Source organism: Arthrobacter sp. Leaf141 (genome assembly GCF_001424565.1).
GTDB lineage: Bacteria > Actinomycetota > Actinomycetes > Actinomycetales > Micrococcaceae > Arthrobacter.
Genome location: NZ_LMOL01000040.1, coordinates 18,870 through 36,984 on the forward strand (window position 1 = coordinate 18,870; position 18,115 = coordinate 36,984).

At 62.2% G+C, this 18,115-nt stretch carries 12 protein-coding genes; 9 read left to right on the top strand and 3 right to left on the bottom strand.

All coding sequences use genetic code 11. The features are described from left to right. Window positions 1-47 precede the first annotated feature (47 nt). The 3 genes from ASF72_RS17840 to ASF72_RS17850 are packed head-to-tail and all read right to left on the bottom strand — an operon-like array spanning window position 48 to window position 6,654. Window positions 48-1,595: a family 43 glycosylhydrolase gene (locus ASF72_RS17840; protein ID WP_056601107.1), complete on the bottom strand. Its 1,548-nt coding sequence runs from the start codon at window positions 1,593-1,595 to the stop codon at window positions 48-50. After that, entirely contained in the window at window positions 1,592-4,798 is a 3,207-nt protein-coding gene (locus ASF72_RS17845) for a glycosyl hydrolase (RefSeq protein ID WP_235504780.1), read from the bottom strand. Before ASF72_RS17845 ends, ASF72_RS17840 begins: the two co-directional genes overlap by 4 nt. Window positions 4,799-4,827: 29 nt before the next feature. After that, entirely contained in the window at window positions 4,828-6,654 is a 1,827-nt protein-coding gene (locus tag ASF72_RS17850) for a glycoside hydrolase family 3 protein (protein WP_056601108.1), read from the bottom strand. A 130-nt stretch (window positions 6,655-6,784) separates the two neighbouring features. On the opposite strand from ASF72_RS17850, the gene ASF72_RS17855 reads away from it, so the two are divergent. From ASF72_RS17855 to ASF72_RS17895, 9 genes are all read left to right on the top strand, one after another. Next, window positions 6,785-8,098 (top strand): ROK family transcriptional regulator, encoded by a 1,314-nt coding sequence (locus ASF72_RS17855; RefSeq protein WP_082484508.1) that lies wholly within the window; start codon window positions 6,785-6,787, stop codon window positions 8,096-8,098. 313 nt (window positions 8,099-8,411) lie between these two features. Beyond that, window positions 8,412-9,926, top strand: coding sequence for an ABC transporter substrate-binding protein (locus tag ASF72_RS17860; protein ID WP_056601114.1), 1,515 nt, complete (start codon window positions 8,412-8,414; stop codon window positions 9,924-9,926). An 81-nt stretch (window positions 9,927-10,007) separates the two neighbouring features. Continuing rightward, a complete protein-coding gene (locus tag ASF72_RS17865) occupies window positions 10,008-10,943 on the top strand; it encodes an ABC transporter permease (RefSeq protein ID WP_235504785.1) in 936 nt (311 codons plus the stop codon). After that, a complete protein-coding gene (locus ASF72_RS17870; RefSeq protein WP_056601116.1) occupies window positions 10,940-12,772 on the top strand; it encodes an ATP-binding cassette domain-containing protein in 1,833 nt (610 codons plus the stop codon). The genes ASF72_RS17865 and ASF72_RS17870 overlap by 4 nt, the downstream gene beginning before the upstream one ends. Next, a complete protein-coding gene (locus ASF72_RS17875; protein ID WP_056601117.1) occupies window positions 12,769-13,659 on the top strand; it encodes an ATP-binding cassette domain-containing protein in 891 nt (296 codons plus the stop codon). Before ASF72_RS17870 ends, ASF72_RS17875 begins: the two co-directional genes overlap by 4 nt. 52 nt (window positions 13,660-13,711) lie before the next feature. After that, window positions 13,712-15,265: a GMC oxidoreductase gene (locus tag ASF72_RS17880; protein WP_056601118.1), complete on the top strand. Its 1,554-nt coding sequence runs from the start codon at window positions 13,712-13,714 to the stop codon at window positions 15,263-15,265. Between the two features lie 7 nt (window positions 15,266-15,272). Beyond that, the gene (locus ASF72_RS21150) at window positions 15,273-15,677 is read left to right on the top strand and encodes a C-glycoside deglycosidase beta subunit domain-containing protein (protein ID WP_056601119.1); all 405 of its coding nucleotides are present in this window, start codon (window positions 15,273-15,275) and stop codon (window positions 15,675-15,677) included. Beyond that, window positions 15,674-16,567, top strand: coding sequence for a sugar phosphate isomerase/epimerase family protein (locus ASF72_RS17890; RefSeq protein WP_056601120.1), 894 nt, complete (start codon window positions 15,674-15,676; stop codon window positions 16,565-16,567). Before ASF72_RS21150 ends, ASF72_RS17890 begins: the two co-directional genes overlap by 4 nt. Then, window positions 16,564-18,114, top strand: a complete 1,551-nt coding sequence (locus ASF72_RS17895) for an MDR family MFS transporter (protein WP_235504781.1) — start codon at window positions 16,564-16,566, stop codon at window positions 18,112-18,114. Before ASF72_RS17890 ends, ASF72_RS17895 begins: the two co-directional genes overlap by 4 nt. Window position 18,115 lies beyond the last annotated feature (1 nt).

An 18,115-nucleotide genomic window follows, 5' to 3' on the forward strand; every position in this document is an offset into this window, starting at 1 on the left:
CCTGGGCAGGCGGTTGAACTCCGCGGGCACTAGAGCAAAGGCCCCGCTCAGTCCTTAAACGCTCGGTAGGTGAAGTTCCGGAACCGCACTTCCCCTGTTCCGGCTGCAAACAGTGCCGGGCGCAGGCTGAGGAGTTCGTCAGCCGTATTTGTGTTGTAGCCCGCCACGTTGAAACGCAATCCATGCCTGGTCCAGTCGGTCCCGTTCAGGCTGTAGTACTGGGTGACTATGTGGTTGTCGTTGACAATGCGCAAATGCATTGTCCGGGCCGCAGGCGCAGCTTCACGCCAGTACGGGATGGCCCTGCCGGCGCGGTAGCTGGTCATGCGGTCACCGTCGTGGCCCATGCCGCAGAACAAGCGGTCGCTGTAGTACAGCAGCAGCCCGCCTTGGGCACCGTCGCGGACCTCCATCTCCACGGTGATCTCATATCGCCGGTCGCCAACGATGCACGTCAACGGTGAGCTGTCCGACGGGCCCGATCCCCGGGCCTGCAGGACCAGCCCGGCGTCAAAGGACGCCCGAAGATACTCGTTTCGGGACGGGGCGTGGAACGACCATTGGGTTCCAAAGCGCTCAGTTGAAAAATTGTCTGACAACGGCAAGCCATGGAACTGATTGGCTGCCTGGGACGCAGCGGGCAGGGGTGCCGGCAGCGGCGCCGAAAGGTCCTGCCCGACTGCCCTTGGCCAGCCGTCCCCGTCCCATTCGATGGGTTCCAGGAGCGTTTGCCGGCCCAGCGTGGCGAACCCGTTTTCGTAGCCGTGATAGATGCTCCACCATTGGCCGTTGGGGCCCTCAAACAAGGTGGCATGGCCCTTGCTCCACCATGGTTCGTCCGCGTTCCATGTCCTGATGATGGGATTGCGGGGACAGTCCTCCCACGGTCCGTCAATGGAGCGGGACCGGGCGACAACGACCATGTGCCCGGTGGGCGGACCGGAGGTGCCGCCAACCGCCGTCGTGAGATAAAACCATTCGCCGCGGCGGGTGAGCTTGGGCCCCTCCAGTGCGTAGGCCTCAACCACCCAGTCATCGGGGTAGCGCCAGCCGTCGTAGACGTGCTCCACTGGTCCGTCCGTAGCCAGTCCGTCGTCGGTGAGCCGGACGCGGCTGACTCCGCTGAGGAACAGATAGCGGCTGCCGTCCTCTCCCACCGCGTGCCCTGGATCGATATGCCCTTCGATGCCCAGATTGATGGGCTCACTCCAAGGTCCCGCCATGTTCTCGGCATGGATGACATAGGTCAGCACAGGCGCAGTTGGGTCCGGTGAGATGGCGGTGGGGATGATCGGTATGTAAATAAAGTACCGGCCGTCCACTTTGCACATGTCGACGGCAAACACGCAGCCGATGGGCGTGGAGAGGGCGGGCCCGAGCGGTTGCCAGTTCAAAAGATCCCGTGAGTGCCAGATGATGAGTCCGGGCGTGGACTCAAACGACGAGAAGGTCAAGTAGTAATCATCCCCGTCACGCAGGATGGCCGGGTCCGGGTGGTCCCCCGCAAACACCGGGTTCAGGTATGTTCCATCGCCGAGGTCGGACCGTCGCTGCCCCTCCTGGCTCACAGCGGCGGTCGTCGATTGGTGGTTCATACATCCAGTCCTTTCAATGGTGGAGTAGACGGGCGGCGGTGATGGACCAGGCTCAGTGGCCCCAACAATCCTGCCGGCAGGATTGCGGCTGCGTCGGTGAAGACGCCCGTCATGGGTGGGTAGAGCGTGCCGGTGGTGCTGCGGCCTTCACCAATCAGCCGGTTGCGCCACGGATTGGTGACACTGACTTCGATCCGGTTCCGTCCTGGCCTCAGTGCGCTGGTGGACACCCGGTATGGCGCAGTCCAGAGGATTCCCGCCTCCACACCGTTGACGCTGATCCTTGCGACATCAGCAATATCGGCGAATTGTATTGCGTGCGGCAGCTCGGGGCCGTCGAGCTGGATCTCAGCCACGTAGGTCGCCGTTCCGGAGAAGTGCTCGGCCCCGATTTCCGGGTCGGTCCAATGGGTGGCGTGGGTTAGCTGCAGCGGATCGGAGCCCGGGATGGTGAGTGTCCATTCACCGGCAACTTCGGTCAACCACTCCTTGTCGGGAAGTCGATCCGCCTCGCCCCTGAGAATAAAGAGCGAACCGTAAGGGGGAAGTCGCACGTCCAAGCCATCGCCACCCTCCGCGGGTACCAGGGCATGCCGTTGCAGTGTCACCGGGTCCCAGGCAACGAATCCGCCGTGCATGGTCGGCAGCGTCACGGTGGTGCGCAGCGTTTCGTTGACAGGGTTGGCGATAAAAAGCAGGGGCTGATCGCCGTCCACCCACCGGGCGATCCGCCGGACCCGTGAGTCCCCCACGATGATTCGTGGTGGGAAATGCCCCCGAAGCACGGCTGCCAGATCGGAGGTGGCGAAAACGGTGCCCGTTGGTCGATTGCCCCAGATCAAGTCGCAGAGACGTTGATGTTGCTGGTTGTCGTCAGCCTGTGAACGCCGTGCCGTTGGACGTTCGCCCACGACGGTTGCGCCCTGCTCCACCAATCGCAGAATGGCTTCGAGGGCTGCCGTGCTCATCCTCTGGCTGGCACCGCCCAGATAGAGCAGCCTGTATCGGGATGTGCCGGCCTGCAGCTCGCCCGCCTGAACGTTCAAGACGGTACCAAGCGCATCCGGGCCGATGTAGTCGTAGTCGTAGTCAGCGGGAACGTCGTCGTTGCATGCGTTGCCGAAAAGCGCGGTGACCGGCGCTTCCTCGCCGATGAAGTAGGCGATATCCACTGCTGGACGGCCAAGGGAAAGAAGATGAGAGCACCGGGCCAGATAGTCCACCCATGGCTTGGCAGTGGACGCCCAGGTCTCATTGCGGCTGAAGGATTGGCCGAGCGAGGGTGCCAGGGCCATTCCGGGCAGCGGAACCTGCGTGGGTTGGTGCGGGGAAGTATGGATGCAGAAACGCGTCACACCGAGTGCCAGCTGGAGGTCCGCGACGTGTTTCAGGGACTTCGGCGAATCAGACCAAGGGTTGCGCCCCGAAGTAAAGGCTTCAGAGCCGGTGTGGCTGCGCCCGTAGGCATGTGCCACGGACGAGGCACCTTTGAGGTCAGCGACGTAGGTGGGTGCGGGCCCCGCCCCAGGGCTGAACGTCCACATGGCCCCCATGGGGACGTCTGCATGCGAGCGCATGGCCAGATCGTCGCCAAGCTGCGGCCTGCGGTCCTCCAAGGCCTCCGCGTAGTAGGTCGCGCCGCGCTTACGTGCTTCTTCGGACAAGGTGCCGTAGTAGGACTCTGCGAAGACTTCGGCGAGTGTGCGCCGGAAATCGGCGAGGAAGAGGTCGCTGGTGGAAGCGTCCTCCACCAGGAAACCGGCTGTGGTGAGCATCCACGGGATCATGTCGTAACCCCGAAGACGGAAGAAGGCGTCGCTGAGGCGATCTGTGATGTTCTGCAGTCCGGCCTCAATGCTGTCGCTGAGCAGGCCGTCGATCGGTGCGTCACCGAACTGGGCCAGGTGGGTTGCAATGTAGCGGCGGACTCTTTCGCTGTCGAGTTTGTCCACCTCGAGTCCTGTTGCTTCGGGGAGGGCCGGGCCGTTGGTCTGCCCGGTAAGTGAGGCCCCAAAGCGAACGACTCGCCATTTGCCCTCAGGAAGCGGACTGATCAGCCTTCCTTTCGACAGCTGACTGCTGATGTCAAGGATGCTGGTCAGCGGCACAGCCGCGAATGCTGCGCATGGGTCTGTATCAAGCTGGTCGTAGTCGAGTGCGGTGGCGAAGCCGCTCTTGGCCTCCCTGTGCGCGGGCATACCGGCTTCATAGAGGGCGAATCCACTGACGGCATATTCGCTGAGCGGCCGAAATACCGGCGGGGGCACCACCCCTTTCTCGAACGCCGCCAGGATGGACGATATCCCGTCAGCCTCCAGCCGCAACCTGAAGTGCGTGCCGCTGACCGGGGCAAAAGACATGCTCCGCGAAGGGCATTGTGTCGCCGGCAGGGAGCAGACGGTGACGTAATCGCCGTCGTCGCCTTGGACCTGCAGCGTAGCCGCAGCTGGCGGCGCCGCGCCGAAACCATGCGGGCCGGGCAGCTCGATGACGCAGGAACGCACGGTCACAGGACTGGCAAAGGACTGTTCAATCCAGGCCACCGAGTGGTTGTCCGGGTCACGGGTCAACCGGAAGTGTTCGACGGCGGTCACACGGTTAACGGCCACCGCTTCAGTGGGCGAGTCGGAGGTGCGGACAAACGCCGGCTCCACAGCATCGTGGGTGTCGTGGAACGGGATGGCAAGGACGAAGAGGTCTTTGGCATCACCTGAACCTTCACGCGTCCCGGCTCCCCACGTGGGGATGTCCTGATACGGTCCCGCGACGTCGGGAAGCCTGTCGAGTCTTGCCAGTACACCGCCTTCGACCACAGTCTGCGACCACACCAACTTGCGCATGGCATCAGCCTTTTGCACCCACGGAGCTCCCGATGCGCTCCACCCCGCAGAAGTGGCAACAGTGAAGTCCAGGCCGAGGCCGTGGGCTGTCTCCACGGCAACGGCAATCGCTTCCCGCCACGGCTCGGTGCCGGGGATCACAGCCTCTTCCACAACAAGCGGATTACCCAGCGCACCGTCGAAGGCCTGAACGCCCCGGACGCCCACTGAATGGAGCCAGCGAAGGTCCGCGCGGATGCCTTCGAGGTCCACATTTCCGTCCATCCAGTGCCACCAGGCACGTGGCCGCGCCGAATCCGGAGGACTAACGAACTCGTTCCAGAGAACTTCGCTCGAATCCTTCATTCCGGCTGCTTCATTCACGTCGGCGCCTGGGGTGTCCATGTGGCTACTCACGTCAGGCTGAGCCCCGCACCATAGGGGTAGAGCGGATCTTCAGTGTTGTTGGGTACGTCTGGATGGGAGGCTTCGACGGCGGACATGGAGCGAGGGAGCTCGATTGGCAGCCGGCCCCGCGGAGGGATGGCACCAGTCAACGCATCGAACAGGGCAGCGTCAGATGCACCGAAATTCGCGGTGATGGCCGATGCGATGTCATCGAACGGGGTAAGGATTGCGGCCCGCTCAAGATAGATGTCCAGGATCACGGGAAGTTCTGCAGCGATTGCCTGCACCCGTTCGATCTCCTCGTCCGGGAAGTCGAGGCTTCCCTGGTGCGTCATGGCATCGAGGAAATACTCGTTGCGCGGCTCGTAAGGCGCCGTGATGCGGATAAGAGCCACGTCGGCGTCCTTTTTGTCATCGACGATGACCACCCTGTCGCCGACGACCGTTGCGTCGACTCCTTCCACGTAGACGCGGGTATCCGCTCGCAGAGGCAGCACTCCGTGGTTCTTAAGGACCGTAACGGATTCCGCCTGGGCGCGGTGTCCAGCCGTCCGGAAGGACTCAGAGCCCACAATGACCGCAACTTCGTTCTCGTCGACGTACGGATTATCGAACAGGCCAAGTTCGAATTTGACGTGCAACACTCTCAGGGCGGAGGCGTCCAGGCGCTCCTCGGATAGCCGTCCGCTGGTCAGCAGTTCGAGGACCAGGTCTGTGCAGGACTCGCCACCAAGCTGATCTGAACCGGCATCAAAGAGCTTCTCCACGCGCTCGATACGACTGAGATGCTCAACACCCCAAGCTTTTGCAGGAAACGGCAAGCCAAAGACTTCGAGGTCGGTGACCAGCTGCCAGTCCGTGAGTACCACACCATCGAAACCAAGCTCTTCGCGGAGAAGTGTCGTGATCAGGTACTTGTTGTACGCGAAACCCACCTCGTCCACCGCGACGCCGTCGATGACAAGGTCTTTCGCGAGCGAGTAGTAGGGCATGATGGCGCTTGTGCCGGCGGCGATGGCCGCGCGGAACGGCGCGAGGTGTTCATGAAAATTCCCCCCCGGGTAAATCTGGGCTTTCCCTTGAGGGAAGTGAGGGTCTTCCCCGTTTTCCTGGGCGCCGCCTCCGGGGAAGTGTTTCGCCGTACAGGCGACGCTTGTCGATGACAGCGTCTCGCCCTGCAGCCCGGATATGAGAAGTGAACCGTACAGCGACGTCACGTCGGGGTCGGAGCTGAAGCTCTGAAGCTGACGGGCCCAGCGTGGATCCGAGGCCAGATCGATCTGCGGGTGGATAGCTGCGCGGAGCCCCACAGCGACGTACTCGCTACGGGCCGTCTCGGCGAAGTCACTGACCACGGAAGTATCACCGATAGCCGCAAGACCCAGCGGTTCGGGCCACTGTGAGAACGAACCCGTCGAGAACACCATGCCATCGTTCTGCGCGAAACCGTGCCGTGGATCGGTAGCGAAAGTGATCGGGATCCCGTGGGGAGCTTGCTCGGCCAGTTCCTGCATAGCGTTCTGCCACCGGGCCATGTGTTCCGCCGAAGGAAAGCGCCCGATGTTGAAATGGTTGATGAATTGCCCAACCACGAAATCCCGGGGGGACTGCGGCCCAAACGGGCCGGCCGTATCGTGGTCACCGGGATCGCTTACATGCATCACAGTGTTGAAGAGCAGCCCGACCTTTTCCTCGATCGACAGGCGTCCGAGAAGGTCTTTGGCGCGCGTTTCAGCGTCTATACGCGGATCCTCGTACGGATCGAGTACTCCGTTTCCGTTGAGATCGCGGTACTGCACGCCATCTTCGGTCGTACTGATTGATCGTCGCATGACGCCTCCTTGTGTGATGAGTTTCATAGAGTTTATCCGATAGTCGGTAAAAGTACCTAGACTTCGGTGTGTGAAGTCTTTTTTGACAGATGATGGTTTGTGAAGACCCACCATCCACTGAGGTGGATTCATGCAGATCGTTGCTGTGGCATGGTCGCCGCAGAATGGCAGGGAGGAAATATCAATGGCCGCAGAGCGATACACGGGACTGGCATCGGTGCTGGAGACAATCCGCTGGCAGGATGGCATCACGCAGGCCGCCCTTACCGATCAGGTAGGACTGGGTCGAAGTGTCGTCGCGGAACGAGTAGCGGAACTCGAACAGATCGGGCTTGTCCACTCCCCAGGGCGCGCTCCCTCCACAGGGGGGCGGACGGCCCGGCTGCTTTCTCTCAATGCCGGGGCTGGCTTCGTTGTGGGCGTGGACATCGCCTCGAATGAACTGGTAGTTAGTGCTTCCGATCTCGCCGGCACCCTGCTCGGCACGAGGCACAGGGAGCTGTGTGACGTTGGCGAGGGGCCCGAGCGTGTACTCGCCCGCGCCAGCGCGATCATCGCGGAAGTCACCAAGGAGCAAGGCAACAACGCCATGCTGGGTATAGGAGTGGGCCTGCCCGCCCCTGTAAATTTCGACACCGGCGTGCCCGTCGGAGTACCGGTCCTGCCCGGGTGGGGTGACTATCCAGTACGGGAAGAGTTCACTGCGCGCTGGCCGGTTCCGGCCTGGGTGGACAACCGTATTAACCTACTGGCGCTGGCTGAAATTGTAGGGAATCCGCGGGCTGCACAAGCGAAACATCTTCTGTACTTCGGCGCGGGAGCAGGAGTTGGAGCGGCGCTCATTGCCGACGGCAGGCTCTACCGTGGCTCCCATGGCCTGGCCGGCTCAATCGGCCATGTAGCTGTACCCGAGGCCGGAGTGGTTGCCTGCAGGTGCGGGCGCACAGGCTGCCTTGAGGCAGTCACCAGCGGTTGGGCGATTGAGCGGGACGGCTTGATGCTGGCCGAAACGGGACGCAGCCCCTACCTCGCGCAAGTCCTCAAGGAGACCGGACGTGTTCGCGCCTATGACGTGACGCTGGCCGCTGAGCACGAAGATGCGGCCGCGAAGGAGCTACTCAGCCGAACAGCGGCACTCCTCGGAAGCAGCCTCGCAACACTGGTGAGTTTCTTCGCCCCTCACATGCTGGTTGTTGGCGGTGGCATTGCCCGGGCAAAAGACATCGTCCTGAAGCCCATCCAGCAGGCCGTCCTGGACCGGCTGCCATCCGCGGCCGCCCCTGACCTGATCGTCGAACTGTCGGCAATCGATGAGCAAGTGGGCGGAGTCGTTGGTGCCGCCCAGCTGGCGATAGGGGAGCTGCTTTCCAAACAGCATCTTTCTGTCCTCCTTTCGCGCCTCAACTCGCCTCGGATAGCGGCACAGGAAGTTAGGCCCGAATAAACCGGAAACCGGATTAAGTCTTGACTTCGTCCGGTGCCCGGATTATCGTTTTCCCAAGGGGTGTCGGCGCTCACACGCGGACACAGCCTCAACGACGAGGGGAGCACCAGATGAAAACACCCACAGCAGCGGTTATCCCCGTCCTTCTTCCGGGGCCGGTTACACTGCCGGCCCTGAAGCGAGGCGTACCCCGCACCCCGTCCGGCGTTCACCCCGCCACAACGCACCACTGATCCACCTCCGTTGCGTCGTCGCGCGGAGAATCATTCGAACGACTCAAAGCTGAGCGTTCGCCGCCATGTCTAGGAGAAACATGCGCAAAATGATCGGCACCGCCGCCGTTACGGCCGTATTGGCGCTCACCGCCTGTACCGGCGCTTCCCAAAATGATCCTGCCGCTACCGCCGAGCTGGACATCGCAGCCATCGGAACCCCCGAATCTTTTTCACCGGGAAACTTTGGTACCGGGCCAACGACAATGTTCCTCCAGCCGGTGTATGACACTTTGTTCCGCAACGACAATGAGGGCGAGCCCACCGAGAATATCGTGACGAAGTGGAGCTATGACGAAGCCCGGACGGCCTTGTCCCTGACCATTCGGGAGGGGGTCAAATTCACCGACGGCGCTTCCCTGGATGCAGAGGCTGTGAAGGCGAATCTGGACTCCGCTCGCAAGGGAACAGGCGAAGCTGGCGGGCAACTCCGCTTTATTCAAGATGTCGTGGTGAAGGACGCCACTAACCTCGTAGTTACCCTCTCAGCCCCGGATCCCTCGCTCGTACCCAATTTGGGCGGCACCGCAGGTGTACTTGCGAGCCCCAAGGCGCTGGGAACACCCGAGCTGGACAACACCCCTGTCGGTTCTGGTCCGTACGTCCTTGATGCCGCTAAGTCCCAGGCCGGCATCAAATACGCCTACACAAGAAACGCTGACTACTGGAACGCCGGAGATTTCCCCTTCGACACCATCGAAGTCACGGTCTTCAACGACAACAATGCAATCCTTAATGCGCTGCGTGCGGGCGAAACGGACTTCGCTGTGGTCACCGATAAAGACTCGGCCAGCCTCGAGTCTGCAGGCCTGAAGATCCAGTCAAACCCTGCCTACACCACCAGCGGACTTTACTTGTTTGACCGCGACGGAACGCTCGTCCCGGCGCTCAAAGAACCCAAGGTACGCCAGGCCATCAACATGGCACTGGATCGCGAGGCAATTTTTACCCAAGTTTTTGGGGGCAAGGGAAAAGCGACCAGCCAGGTATTCAGCGGTTCCAGCGACGCGTATGTACCTGACCTGGACAAGAAGTACCCCTTCGATGTCGCCGCCGCCAAGCGACTCCTCGCAGAGGCCGGCTACCCCAACGGGTTCGACCTCCCCATGCCTGATGTATCACCTGTCTACCCCGACCAGCAGGCGGCGGTGACCGAGGCATTGACAGCTATCGGAGTTAAGCCCCAGTATCAGCCTGTCAACGGCCAGTCGTTTATCTCGGACCTGCTGGCTGGCAAATACCCTGCAGCGATCTTCGGGCTCAACAGTCCCCGACCGTGGGACTTCGCCCAGCTCGCACTCACGCCCCAGTCACTGTGGAACCCGTTCCACGTTGCTGACCAGACCATTGTTGATCTTGTCAACAAGGCACAGGGCGAAACCGGCGAGGCGCAGGCAGCAACGTTCAAGGAACTCAATACCTACCTCGTCGACCAGGCATGGTTTGCGCCGTATATCCAGGCGGACAACGTCTTTGCAGGCAACGCCGATATCACTGTCACACCGCAGCGCTATGCGACGGTCCCCCCGATCTGGGGCTTCACACCGTCCAAGTGACCTGGTTGGGCTGGCCCATTTGCGGCCAGCCCAACTAGTCCTCGTTCCTTCATCACCGAAGCCAAAGGAGCTGCCGTGTTGATGTTTATCCTTCGCCGCCTGGCCGCAGGACTGGTGCTCATGTTTGTCATCTCGACAGCTACTTTCTTTCTCCTGAACCTCACCGGTCAGGATCCTGTTCGCCAGGTCCTTGGTCCGGTGGCTTCAGCCGAGCAGGTTGAGGCAAAGCGTCAGCAGCTCGGGCTGGATCAGCCGCTTTTCGCCCAGTACTTTGAGTGGCTTGGGTCTGCAGTCCAAGGAGACCTTGGCCGGTCCTGGTTCACTAACCAGCCAGTCGGAGAACTACTCGGCGCGGCGCTCCCCCCGACTCTCTCAATGGTGGTCGGTTCGCTGCTCCTGGCTTGTTTCTTTGGGACTGTCATCGGAATCATTGCGGCTGTGCGACGCGGCGCTCTTGACCGTGGCCTTCAAGCAATCTCGACCTTTGTCCAGGCTGTACCCGGGTTCCTGGTTGCACTCGTTCTGGCACTGGTCTTCGCAGTGCAGCTCCGCATGTTGCCCGCCACGGGGTTCACGTCGTTCAACGACTCCCCTGTCCGCTGGCTCGCCTCCATCACCCTCCCGGTTATCGCTCTGGCGGTAGGATCACTTGCCTCAATTGCGTTGCAGGTGCGCGGTTCGGTGATCGACGTGCTTCAGCAGGATTTTGTCCGCACACTCCGCAGTCGTGGTCTTCCTGACCAGAGCATCGTGGTCAAGCATGTTTTGCGGAACGCAGCGGGACCGACGCTGACAACCGTATCGCTGATGTTCATTGTGGCCATCTCAAGTTCAGTGATCGTTGAGAAAGTTTTTAATATCCCAGGGATCGGGACACAGGCAAACAACGCCGCCAGCCGAGGTGACCTGCCCGTTGTGCTCGGAATCGTCCTGGTCACCGTGGTGCTCGTCGTCGTCGTCAATCTTCTCGTCGATCTGGCACAAGGCTGGATCAATCCGAAAGTTCGTGTCTCATGACCGATAACCTTGTCACCGGCACCCGCAAGTCACTGGAGGTGGTCAGCTCCGCACCCCAGGGCGACAGGCTGATCAAGAAGTTCCTTCGTGAACCGGCCGCAGTGATGTCGCTCGTGTTCCTTGGCTTGCTCGTTGTGGTGGCGGTCCTCGCGCCCTTCATCTCCTCCTACGACCCCACTGCCACCCGCCTCGCTGATGTCCTGGCACCCCCCTTCACAGCTGAGCATCCGCTGGGCGCAGACGGAGTGGGCCGCGACGTGCTGGCAAACCTCGTATACGGCGCCCAAACCAGCCTTTCCAGCGCCGCGATCGTCATCGCAGTGAGCCTGCTTATTGGTGTTCCTACCGGGCTCCTGGCAGGTTACCGCCAGGGCTGGATCGACGGCGTCAGCATGTGGATCAGTGGCGCCCTGCTGTCGCTGCCGGCAATAGTTGTGCTCCTTGTAGTGCTGGCCCGGGTAGGACGCAGTACCTCCCTTGCGCTGGTGGTGTTCGGCATCCTGATCGCCCCGTCGGTTTTTCTTCTCATCCGCGGCTCGGTCCGGGCAGTGCGGGAGGAGCTGTACGTGGACGCAGCCCGGGTCTCCGGCTTGAACGATATCCGCATCATGGCTCGCCATATCCTTCCGGTGGTCATCACCCCCACCATCATCCAGGCGGCACTGCTGGCAGGTGCCGGCATCGGAATCGAAGCAGGCATCGCCTTCCTTGGTCTTGGCTCGTCCGACAAAGCCAGCTGGGGCCTGATGCTCAACGACGCATCGCAAAACATCTTCAACGCACCCGGACTGCTCATCTGGCCAAGCGCTGCACTGGTCTTGACGGTCATGGCCTGCACCTTGGTTGGTAACGGCGTCCGGGACGCGCTGGCGAACTACGGATCCTCTGCCGGCCCCGCCCGGAAAGTAAAAGCTGCAAAGCACGCCAGTACAACTCCTGAACCTGCACGGCCAATGCAGAAAGTGCTTGTGGATCCCAGCGACGCACTCCTGGTCATCGACGACCTCAGGGTTTCCTACCCCCGCCCCAACGGTGAGAAGTCCGACGTCGTCAAAGGCATTTCCCTGAAAGTGGAACGGGGCCAGATCCTTGGCCTGGTAGGGGAATCCGGTTCGGGCAAATCGCAAACCGCGTTCTCGGTGCTGGGCCTCCTGCCGGGGCAAGCCGAAATGACTGCCGGCACCCTCAGTTTCGCGGGCGTGGATCTGCTCGGCATGAGTCCAAAGGAGCGCAATCGACTGCGTGGCGCCCGGATCGGCTACATCCCCCAGGAGCCCATGAGCAACCTCGATCCCGCGTTCCGCATCGGGTCCCAGCTCACCGAACCCATGCGGCACCATCTGGGAATCCCGGCGAAGGCTGCAAGGGATGAAGCCCTCAAGCTCCTCGCCCGTGTGGGCATCCCTGATCCTGAGAGGGTGTTCAATTCCTACCCGCACCAGGTCTCAGGCGGCATGGCGCAGCGCGTGCTGATTGCCGGGGCAGTCTCCTGCAACCCGGAACTTCTTATCGCCGACGAACCCACCACCGCCCTGGACGTCACCGTTCAGGCCGACGTGCTGGACCTCATCCGCAGCCTCCAGGCCGAACGCGGCATGGGTGTCGTCCTGGTGACCCACAACTTCGGCGTCGTTGCGGATCTTTGCGACCAAGTGGCCGTGATGCGCGACGGAGAAATTGTGGAGGTAGCTGCCGTGAATGACCTGTTCACGAACCCCCGGGACGAATACACACGGCTCCTCCTGGACTCTGCGCTGGATTCAACCGCGAAAACACCGGCCAACCGCGTCGGCTCTGACATGGACACTGAGACAGAAGGTGCACAATGACTTCCGTCAACCAGACCCCCTCGCCCGAATCAGAGCCCCTCCTGCGGATCTCTGACCTGACGGTCGACTACAGGATTGGCGGCGGCTTGGGCCGAAAACGGTCGTTTCGGGCCTTGCAGGGTGTCAGCCTTGAGATCAAGGCTGGCGAAACCCTGGGACTCGTGGGCGAGTCCGGTTCTGGAAAATCAACCATCGGCCGTGCCGTGCTTGGTCTCGCCCCGGTGACCGGCGGCGATATCCGGTTCGATGGCAGGTCAATCACCAAGCTCAGCAAGAAGGAGCGAAGGGCGCTGAGCAGCGACCTTCAGGTGGTTTTTCAGGACCCTTACACCTCCCTGAATCCGTCCATGACCATCAGCGACATTCTGTCTGAGCCGATGCAGGTATCGGGCACATCCCGGTCTGATGCCCAACGCCGGGTCCGGGAGCTCCTCGATGTAGTCAACCTGCCCGCCAACGCCAGCACCCGCTACCCTCGCGAGTTCTCCGGAGGCCAGCGGCAACGCATCGCCATTGCCCGTTCCCTCTGCAGGAATCCCAAGCTCATTGTGTGTGACGAGCCGGTCAGTGCCTTGGACTTGTCCACCCAGGCGCGGGTCCTCCAACTGTTCTCCGACATACAGGAGCAAACCGGCGTTTCGCTCCTGTTCGTCACCCACGATCTGGATGTGGTGCGGCACATCAGCCAGCGCGTGGCAGTCATGCGACGCGGAGAAATCGTGGAAACAGGCATCACGGAACAGGTTATTGCCAAGCCGCACCATGCCTACACCAAGGCGCTTCTCCTGGCCTCCCCTATCGCCAACCCGGCGCTGCAGGCCGAACGGCGCCGGGAACGACGACTTTTTCTTGACGCTCAACCCGCACTGTCCACAGCCGCCAGCTGAGCAAACCACCAGGGCATTAGGCCCTCCCTTCCACAGACTCCCGGAGACCAGCATGACCACCACAGCAGTACCTTCAGCGCGCCCTTATCCGGCCGCCGTTGACGTCGCCATCATCGGCAGCGGCCCCGCCGGCGCCACCTATGCACGGATACTTTCCGAACTCAGCCCCCAGGCGAACATTGCCATCTTCGAGGCCGGACCGACCATCAGTGATCCGCCCGGTTCCCACGTGAAAAACATCGCTGGTGTGCAGGACCGCGAAGTTGCCCAGCGCCGTTCGGAGGGAAAAGTGAGCGCTCTGCCAACCGGCGGGAACCTCGCAGAGTACGCACGCGACGTCGCCCGCCCGGTCCGGCCCGGCACCTTCCTGCTCGATGACGGTTGGCAGCAGCCCGGCGAGGCTGGACTGCCGGGTCTTGCCTTCTCCAGCAATGTTGGCGGGATGGCGGCCCACTGGACCGGAGCCTGCCCGCGTCCAGGTGGCAGCGAGCGCATCGCGTTCCTTCCGGACATGGATGAGCTTCTGAGCGAGGCCGAACGCCTACTCTCCGTCAGCGCGGAGGCCCTGGCTGACGCTCCCCTGGCCGACCTGGTCCGCTCACGCCTGGCGACGGCGCTCGACGGCGGCCGGGCACCTGACCGCCGTGTCCAGCCCATGCCGCTGGCGGTCCGCCGCACTGGCGACGGCCGCTTCATTTGGTCCGGAGCTGACGTGGTGTTCGGTGACGAGACGCGGAACAACCCCCGGGCCCGCCTGTTCGACGAAAGCGTGGTGGTTCGGGTGCTGACCGACGGAGATCGGGTCAGCGGTGTGCGGGTGCGGGACGACAGGACGGGTGACGAGCACAAAATTGCGGCCCGGTACGTCGTCGTTGCCGCCGACGCCCTCCGCGGTCCGCAGCTGCTCTTCGCGTCCGGTATCCGCCCCGAAGCACTCGGCCGGTACCTGAACGACCAGCCTCAGATCGTCCACGCCGTCCGGTTGACCGGCGTCGCGGATGATGTTCCCGCTGCCTCGTCACACGACACCACCATCACCGCCCAAAGCGGTGTGAGCTGGGTGCCCTTCACCGACGAGCAGCCCTTTCATGGACAGGTCATGCAACTCGATGCGTCGCCGGTACCCATTTCAGGGGACGTCATCCCTGGTTCGATCGTGGGGCTGGGGTGGTTCTGCGCCAAGGACCTCCAAGCGTCGGACCGCGTTGTCTTCTCCGAAGACACCACGGATGCCTATGGGCTGCCGGCAATGAACATCCACTACACCTTCACCGAACGTGACGAGCAGACACTGTCCGCAGCGCGCCAATCAGTGGTTGCCGCTGCCCGGTCCTTGGGCGAGCCACTGGGCGATGAACCGCTCACCTTCCCTGCTGGCGCCTCACTGCACTACCAAGGCACCCTGCGGATGGGGACATCCAACGACGGCACCGCTGTGTGCGATCCCACCGGACAGGTGTGGGACGTCAGCGGGTTGTTCGTTGCCGGAAACGGTGTTATTCCCACCCCTACAGCCTGCAACCCCACGTTGACCGGGGTGGCCCTGGCCGTCGCCGGTGCACGCCACATCGCAGAATCAATCAACTCCACGTCCACAGAGAAGTGAGGAAAAAATGGTCCTCGAACGAGAACTGATCCAAAGCCGGGGCTTTCGCAACGTCCAGGAAGGAGCCGACACTGTCGGTTTCGAGATAGCCCTGCGCATGCCCAACTACCGAGGCGTCTGGGGAAGCCTCATCGATGGGGTGGCTGTCACCGTGGACGGTCAGGAATGGACCCGGGAAGTACCCCGCTGGACACTCCAGGGACGCACTTTCAGCATCCAGGAACTGCGCCAATCCACCAATGTCCGCTGGCAGCTCGATGAAGTGGCCACCGTCATGGTGCCGCTTGCAGGTGGCCTGGCCGTAGGTGTCCATGATGTCCGCGTTGATATTGCGCTGCACGCACCCTACATTCCGGCTGAATTCCAACCGTCCATTTTCACGTCCCAGCGAAAGGTCACGGTCCTCGCATGAGCAACCTCAAGTACGGCGTCTCCCTCTACAGCTACACCGGTGATATCAACACCGTCCTCACCCTCGAAGACGCCATGGCACAAATAGCTGACATCGGCGCCACCGGGATTGAGATCCTGGGTGAAGGTCATGTGCCCAACTATCCGGAACCGTCCACGGCATGGATCGACCAATGGTACGGGCTGCTCGAAAAATACCAGCTGGAGCCCACCAACTACGGGTCGTGGATCGACTCGAGCATGTGGCGTGACCGCGACCTCACCGCCGATGAGGGCACCGGGATGCTGGCCCGTGACCTTCGCCTGGCCCATCGCCTTGGATTCACCTCAATCCGCCCCAAGATCGGTGTGGTGTCCATGGACCTGCGCCCCCACCCGATCTGGGAGGAAGTGATCGAGCGCAACCTCGATCTCGCAGCCGAGCTGGATCTCATCATTTGCCCGGAAATCCATGCGCCCACTCCCATCAAGCACCCGGTGGTGGACGAGTACATCGCTTTCATCGAGCGAACCGGATCAAAGAACTTCCGCCTGCTCATCGACACCGGTATCTTCCAAAAGGCAATCACCACCGCCAAGCACGACGGCCTCAGCGAAGAAGCCCAGGAAGAAGGCTGGCGTAAACCCCTCGCCGTTCCCATGTCGGACCTGGTGGATGTCCTCCCCTACGTGTCCTTCATTCAGGCCAAGTTCTTCGACATCGACGATGACCTTGTTGACGGCCAGATACCCTGGCGCGAGATCCTTCAAACCCTGAAGAAGAACGAATGGTCGGGTTACCTTTCCAGCGAATACGAGGGCGATCGACTGCCTTACCGATCCATCGAACAGGTGCGCCGGCAGCATGCTCTCCTGCATCGCCTGGAGGCCGAGATCGCCGGGACGCTGTGACCCAAGCCCTCCACAGCGGAACGGTCCCGGTTTCTCCCGCCCGCCTCCGGCTCCTCATGGCAGCACTCCTGGCGGTCTCGTTCCTTGGCGCCCTCGACCACACCATCGTTTCGACATCACTGGCAACTGTCGCCGGCGAACTGGGAGCCCTCCAGCACATGAGCTGGGTGGTGGTGGGTTACACACTCGCCAGTACCGTCCTGCTCCCGGTCCTCGGAGGGCTGGGCGACCGGGTCGGTCCGCGGATGGTCTTTCTTATTGCGCTCGTCGGATTTGTTGCAGCCTCGTTCGGGTGTGGCCTCGCGCAGGACATGACCCAGCTCGTTGTTGCGCGGGTCGTCCAGGGGATGAGCGCGGCGGGTCTGCAACTGATGTCGCAGACGATCGTTGCCGAGGTCACCACGCCGCGGCAGCGTCCGCAGTACCTGTCACTCATCGGGGCCGCCTTTCCGGTCGCGATTCTGATCGGGCCGCTCCTGGGGGGCCTGATCACAGACCACTGGGGGTGGCCCTGGGTCTTTTGGATCAACGTCCCGGTGGGGCTGGCCGCGCTTCTCCTGGCGGTCATCGCCGTTCCGCACATCGAACCAGCGGGCAGAAAACGGTTCGACGTCGTTGGAGCACTGCTGCTCACCGCTGTCCTTGTGGCGGTGGTGCTGGCAGTTGCGTGGTTCAGTTCAGCAAGCTCAACAGCGTGGATAGCCGTGGGAGCCGGCGCAGCGGCGCTGGGCGGACTTGTCGCCGTCGAGCGGGGGCAACAGAACCCCATCATCCCGGTTCAGCTGTTCCGCAACCGGACCTTCAGTGCAGGCGTGGGACTTTCAGCAGTCATGGGTGCAGGGCTCATCTCAGCTACGGCGTACCTGCCAACGTATTTCCAAATGGCATTTGGCGTCAGTGCCACCATCTCAGGACTGGTACCCATCGCAACCGTGCTGGGAATGTTGGTGGGCAACCTCGTGACGGGCTGGCTCGCTTCGCGGACAGGCCGCTACCGCGTGTTTCCGATCGTCGGCACGGTGATGGGAGCACTCGGGCTCGGAGCCATGTCTTTGCTCCCGGAGGGTGTGCCGCTGTGGCTCCCGGCGCTGATCATGGCGGTCGTCGGCCTCGGCACGGGAGCGTTCATGAGCCTCGCCATTGCCATCGTGCAAAGCGCTGCACCCCGCAGTGAACTCGGCACCGCCACCGCAACCGCCGGGCTGAGCGGCCAGGTCGGATCCACCATCGGCTCAGCCGTAGTGGGCGGCGTGGTGGGGTTCGGCGTCGCGTCCCTGTTGCCAGCCGGACTCGATTCCCGCACCCTCACACCTGCTGTGGTCCACGCCGCCGGCCCGGCCTTGCAGGCAGAAATCGCCGCGATCTACCACAACGTGTTTTCCCCCGTTTTCCTGGCACTGGCCGGGGTCTACCTTCTGGGATTCATTGCGGCGTTAATGCTGCCCGACGGACGCCTTTCGGATGAAGCCAGCGCCCCCGCAGAGGACACTGCCGATCCCGATACCCAGGCCAACCCTGCCAATCTTGTACTGCAAGCAGAGGATTAAT

Bases quoted from the DNA above. Each gene is read 5' to 3' on its own strand.
- ASF72_RS17875 (WP_056601117.1), top strand. From the start codon at position 12,769: ATGACTTCCGTCAACCAGACCCCCTCGCCCGAATCAGAGCCCCTCCTG.
- ASF72_RS17860 (WP_056601114.1), top strand. From the start codon at position 8,412: ATGCGCAAAATGATCGGCACCGCCGCCGTTACGGCCGTATTGGCGCTC.
- ASF72_RS17850 (WP_056601108.1), bottom strand. From the start codon at position 6,654: ATGCGACGATCAATCAGTACGACCGAAGATGGCGTGCAGTACCGCGAT.
- ASF72_RS21150 (WP_056601119.1), top strand. From the start codon at position 15,273: ATGGTCCTCGAACGAGAACTGATCCAAAGCCGGGGCTTTCGCAACGTC.
- ASF72_RS17880 (WP_056601118.1), top strand. From the start codon at position 13,712: ATGACCACCACAGCAGTACCTTCAGCGCGCCCTTATCCGGCCGCCGTT.
- ASF72_RS17855 (WP_082484508.1), top strand. From the start codon at position 6,785: ATGCAGATCGTTGCTGTGGCATGGTCGCCGCAGAATGGCAGGGAGGAA.
- ASF72_RS17840 (WP_056601107.1), bottom strand. From the start codon at position 1,595: ATGAACCACCAATCGACGACCGCCGCTGTGAGCCAGGAGGGGCAGCGA.
- ASF72_RS17865 (WP_235504785.1), top strand. From the start codon at position 10,008: ATGTTTATCCTTCGCCGCCTGGCCGCAGGACTGGTGCTCATGTTTGTC.
- ASF72_RS17890 (WP_056601120.1), top strand. From the start codon at position 15,674: ATGAGCAACCTCAAGTACGGCGTCTCCCTCTACAGCTACACCGGTGAT.
- ASF72_RS17870 (WP_056601116.1), top strand. From the start codon at position 10,940: ATGACCGATAACCTTGTCACCGGCACCCGCAAGTCACTGGAGGTGGTC.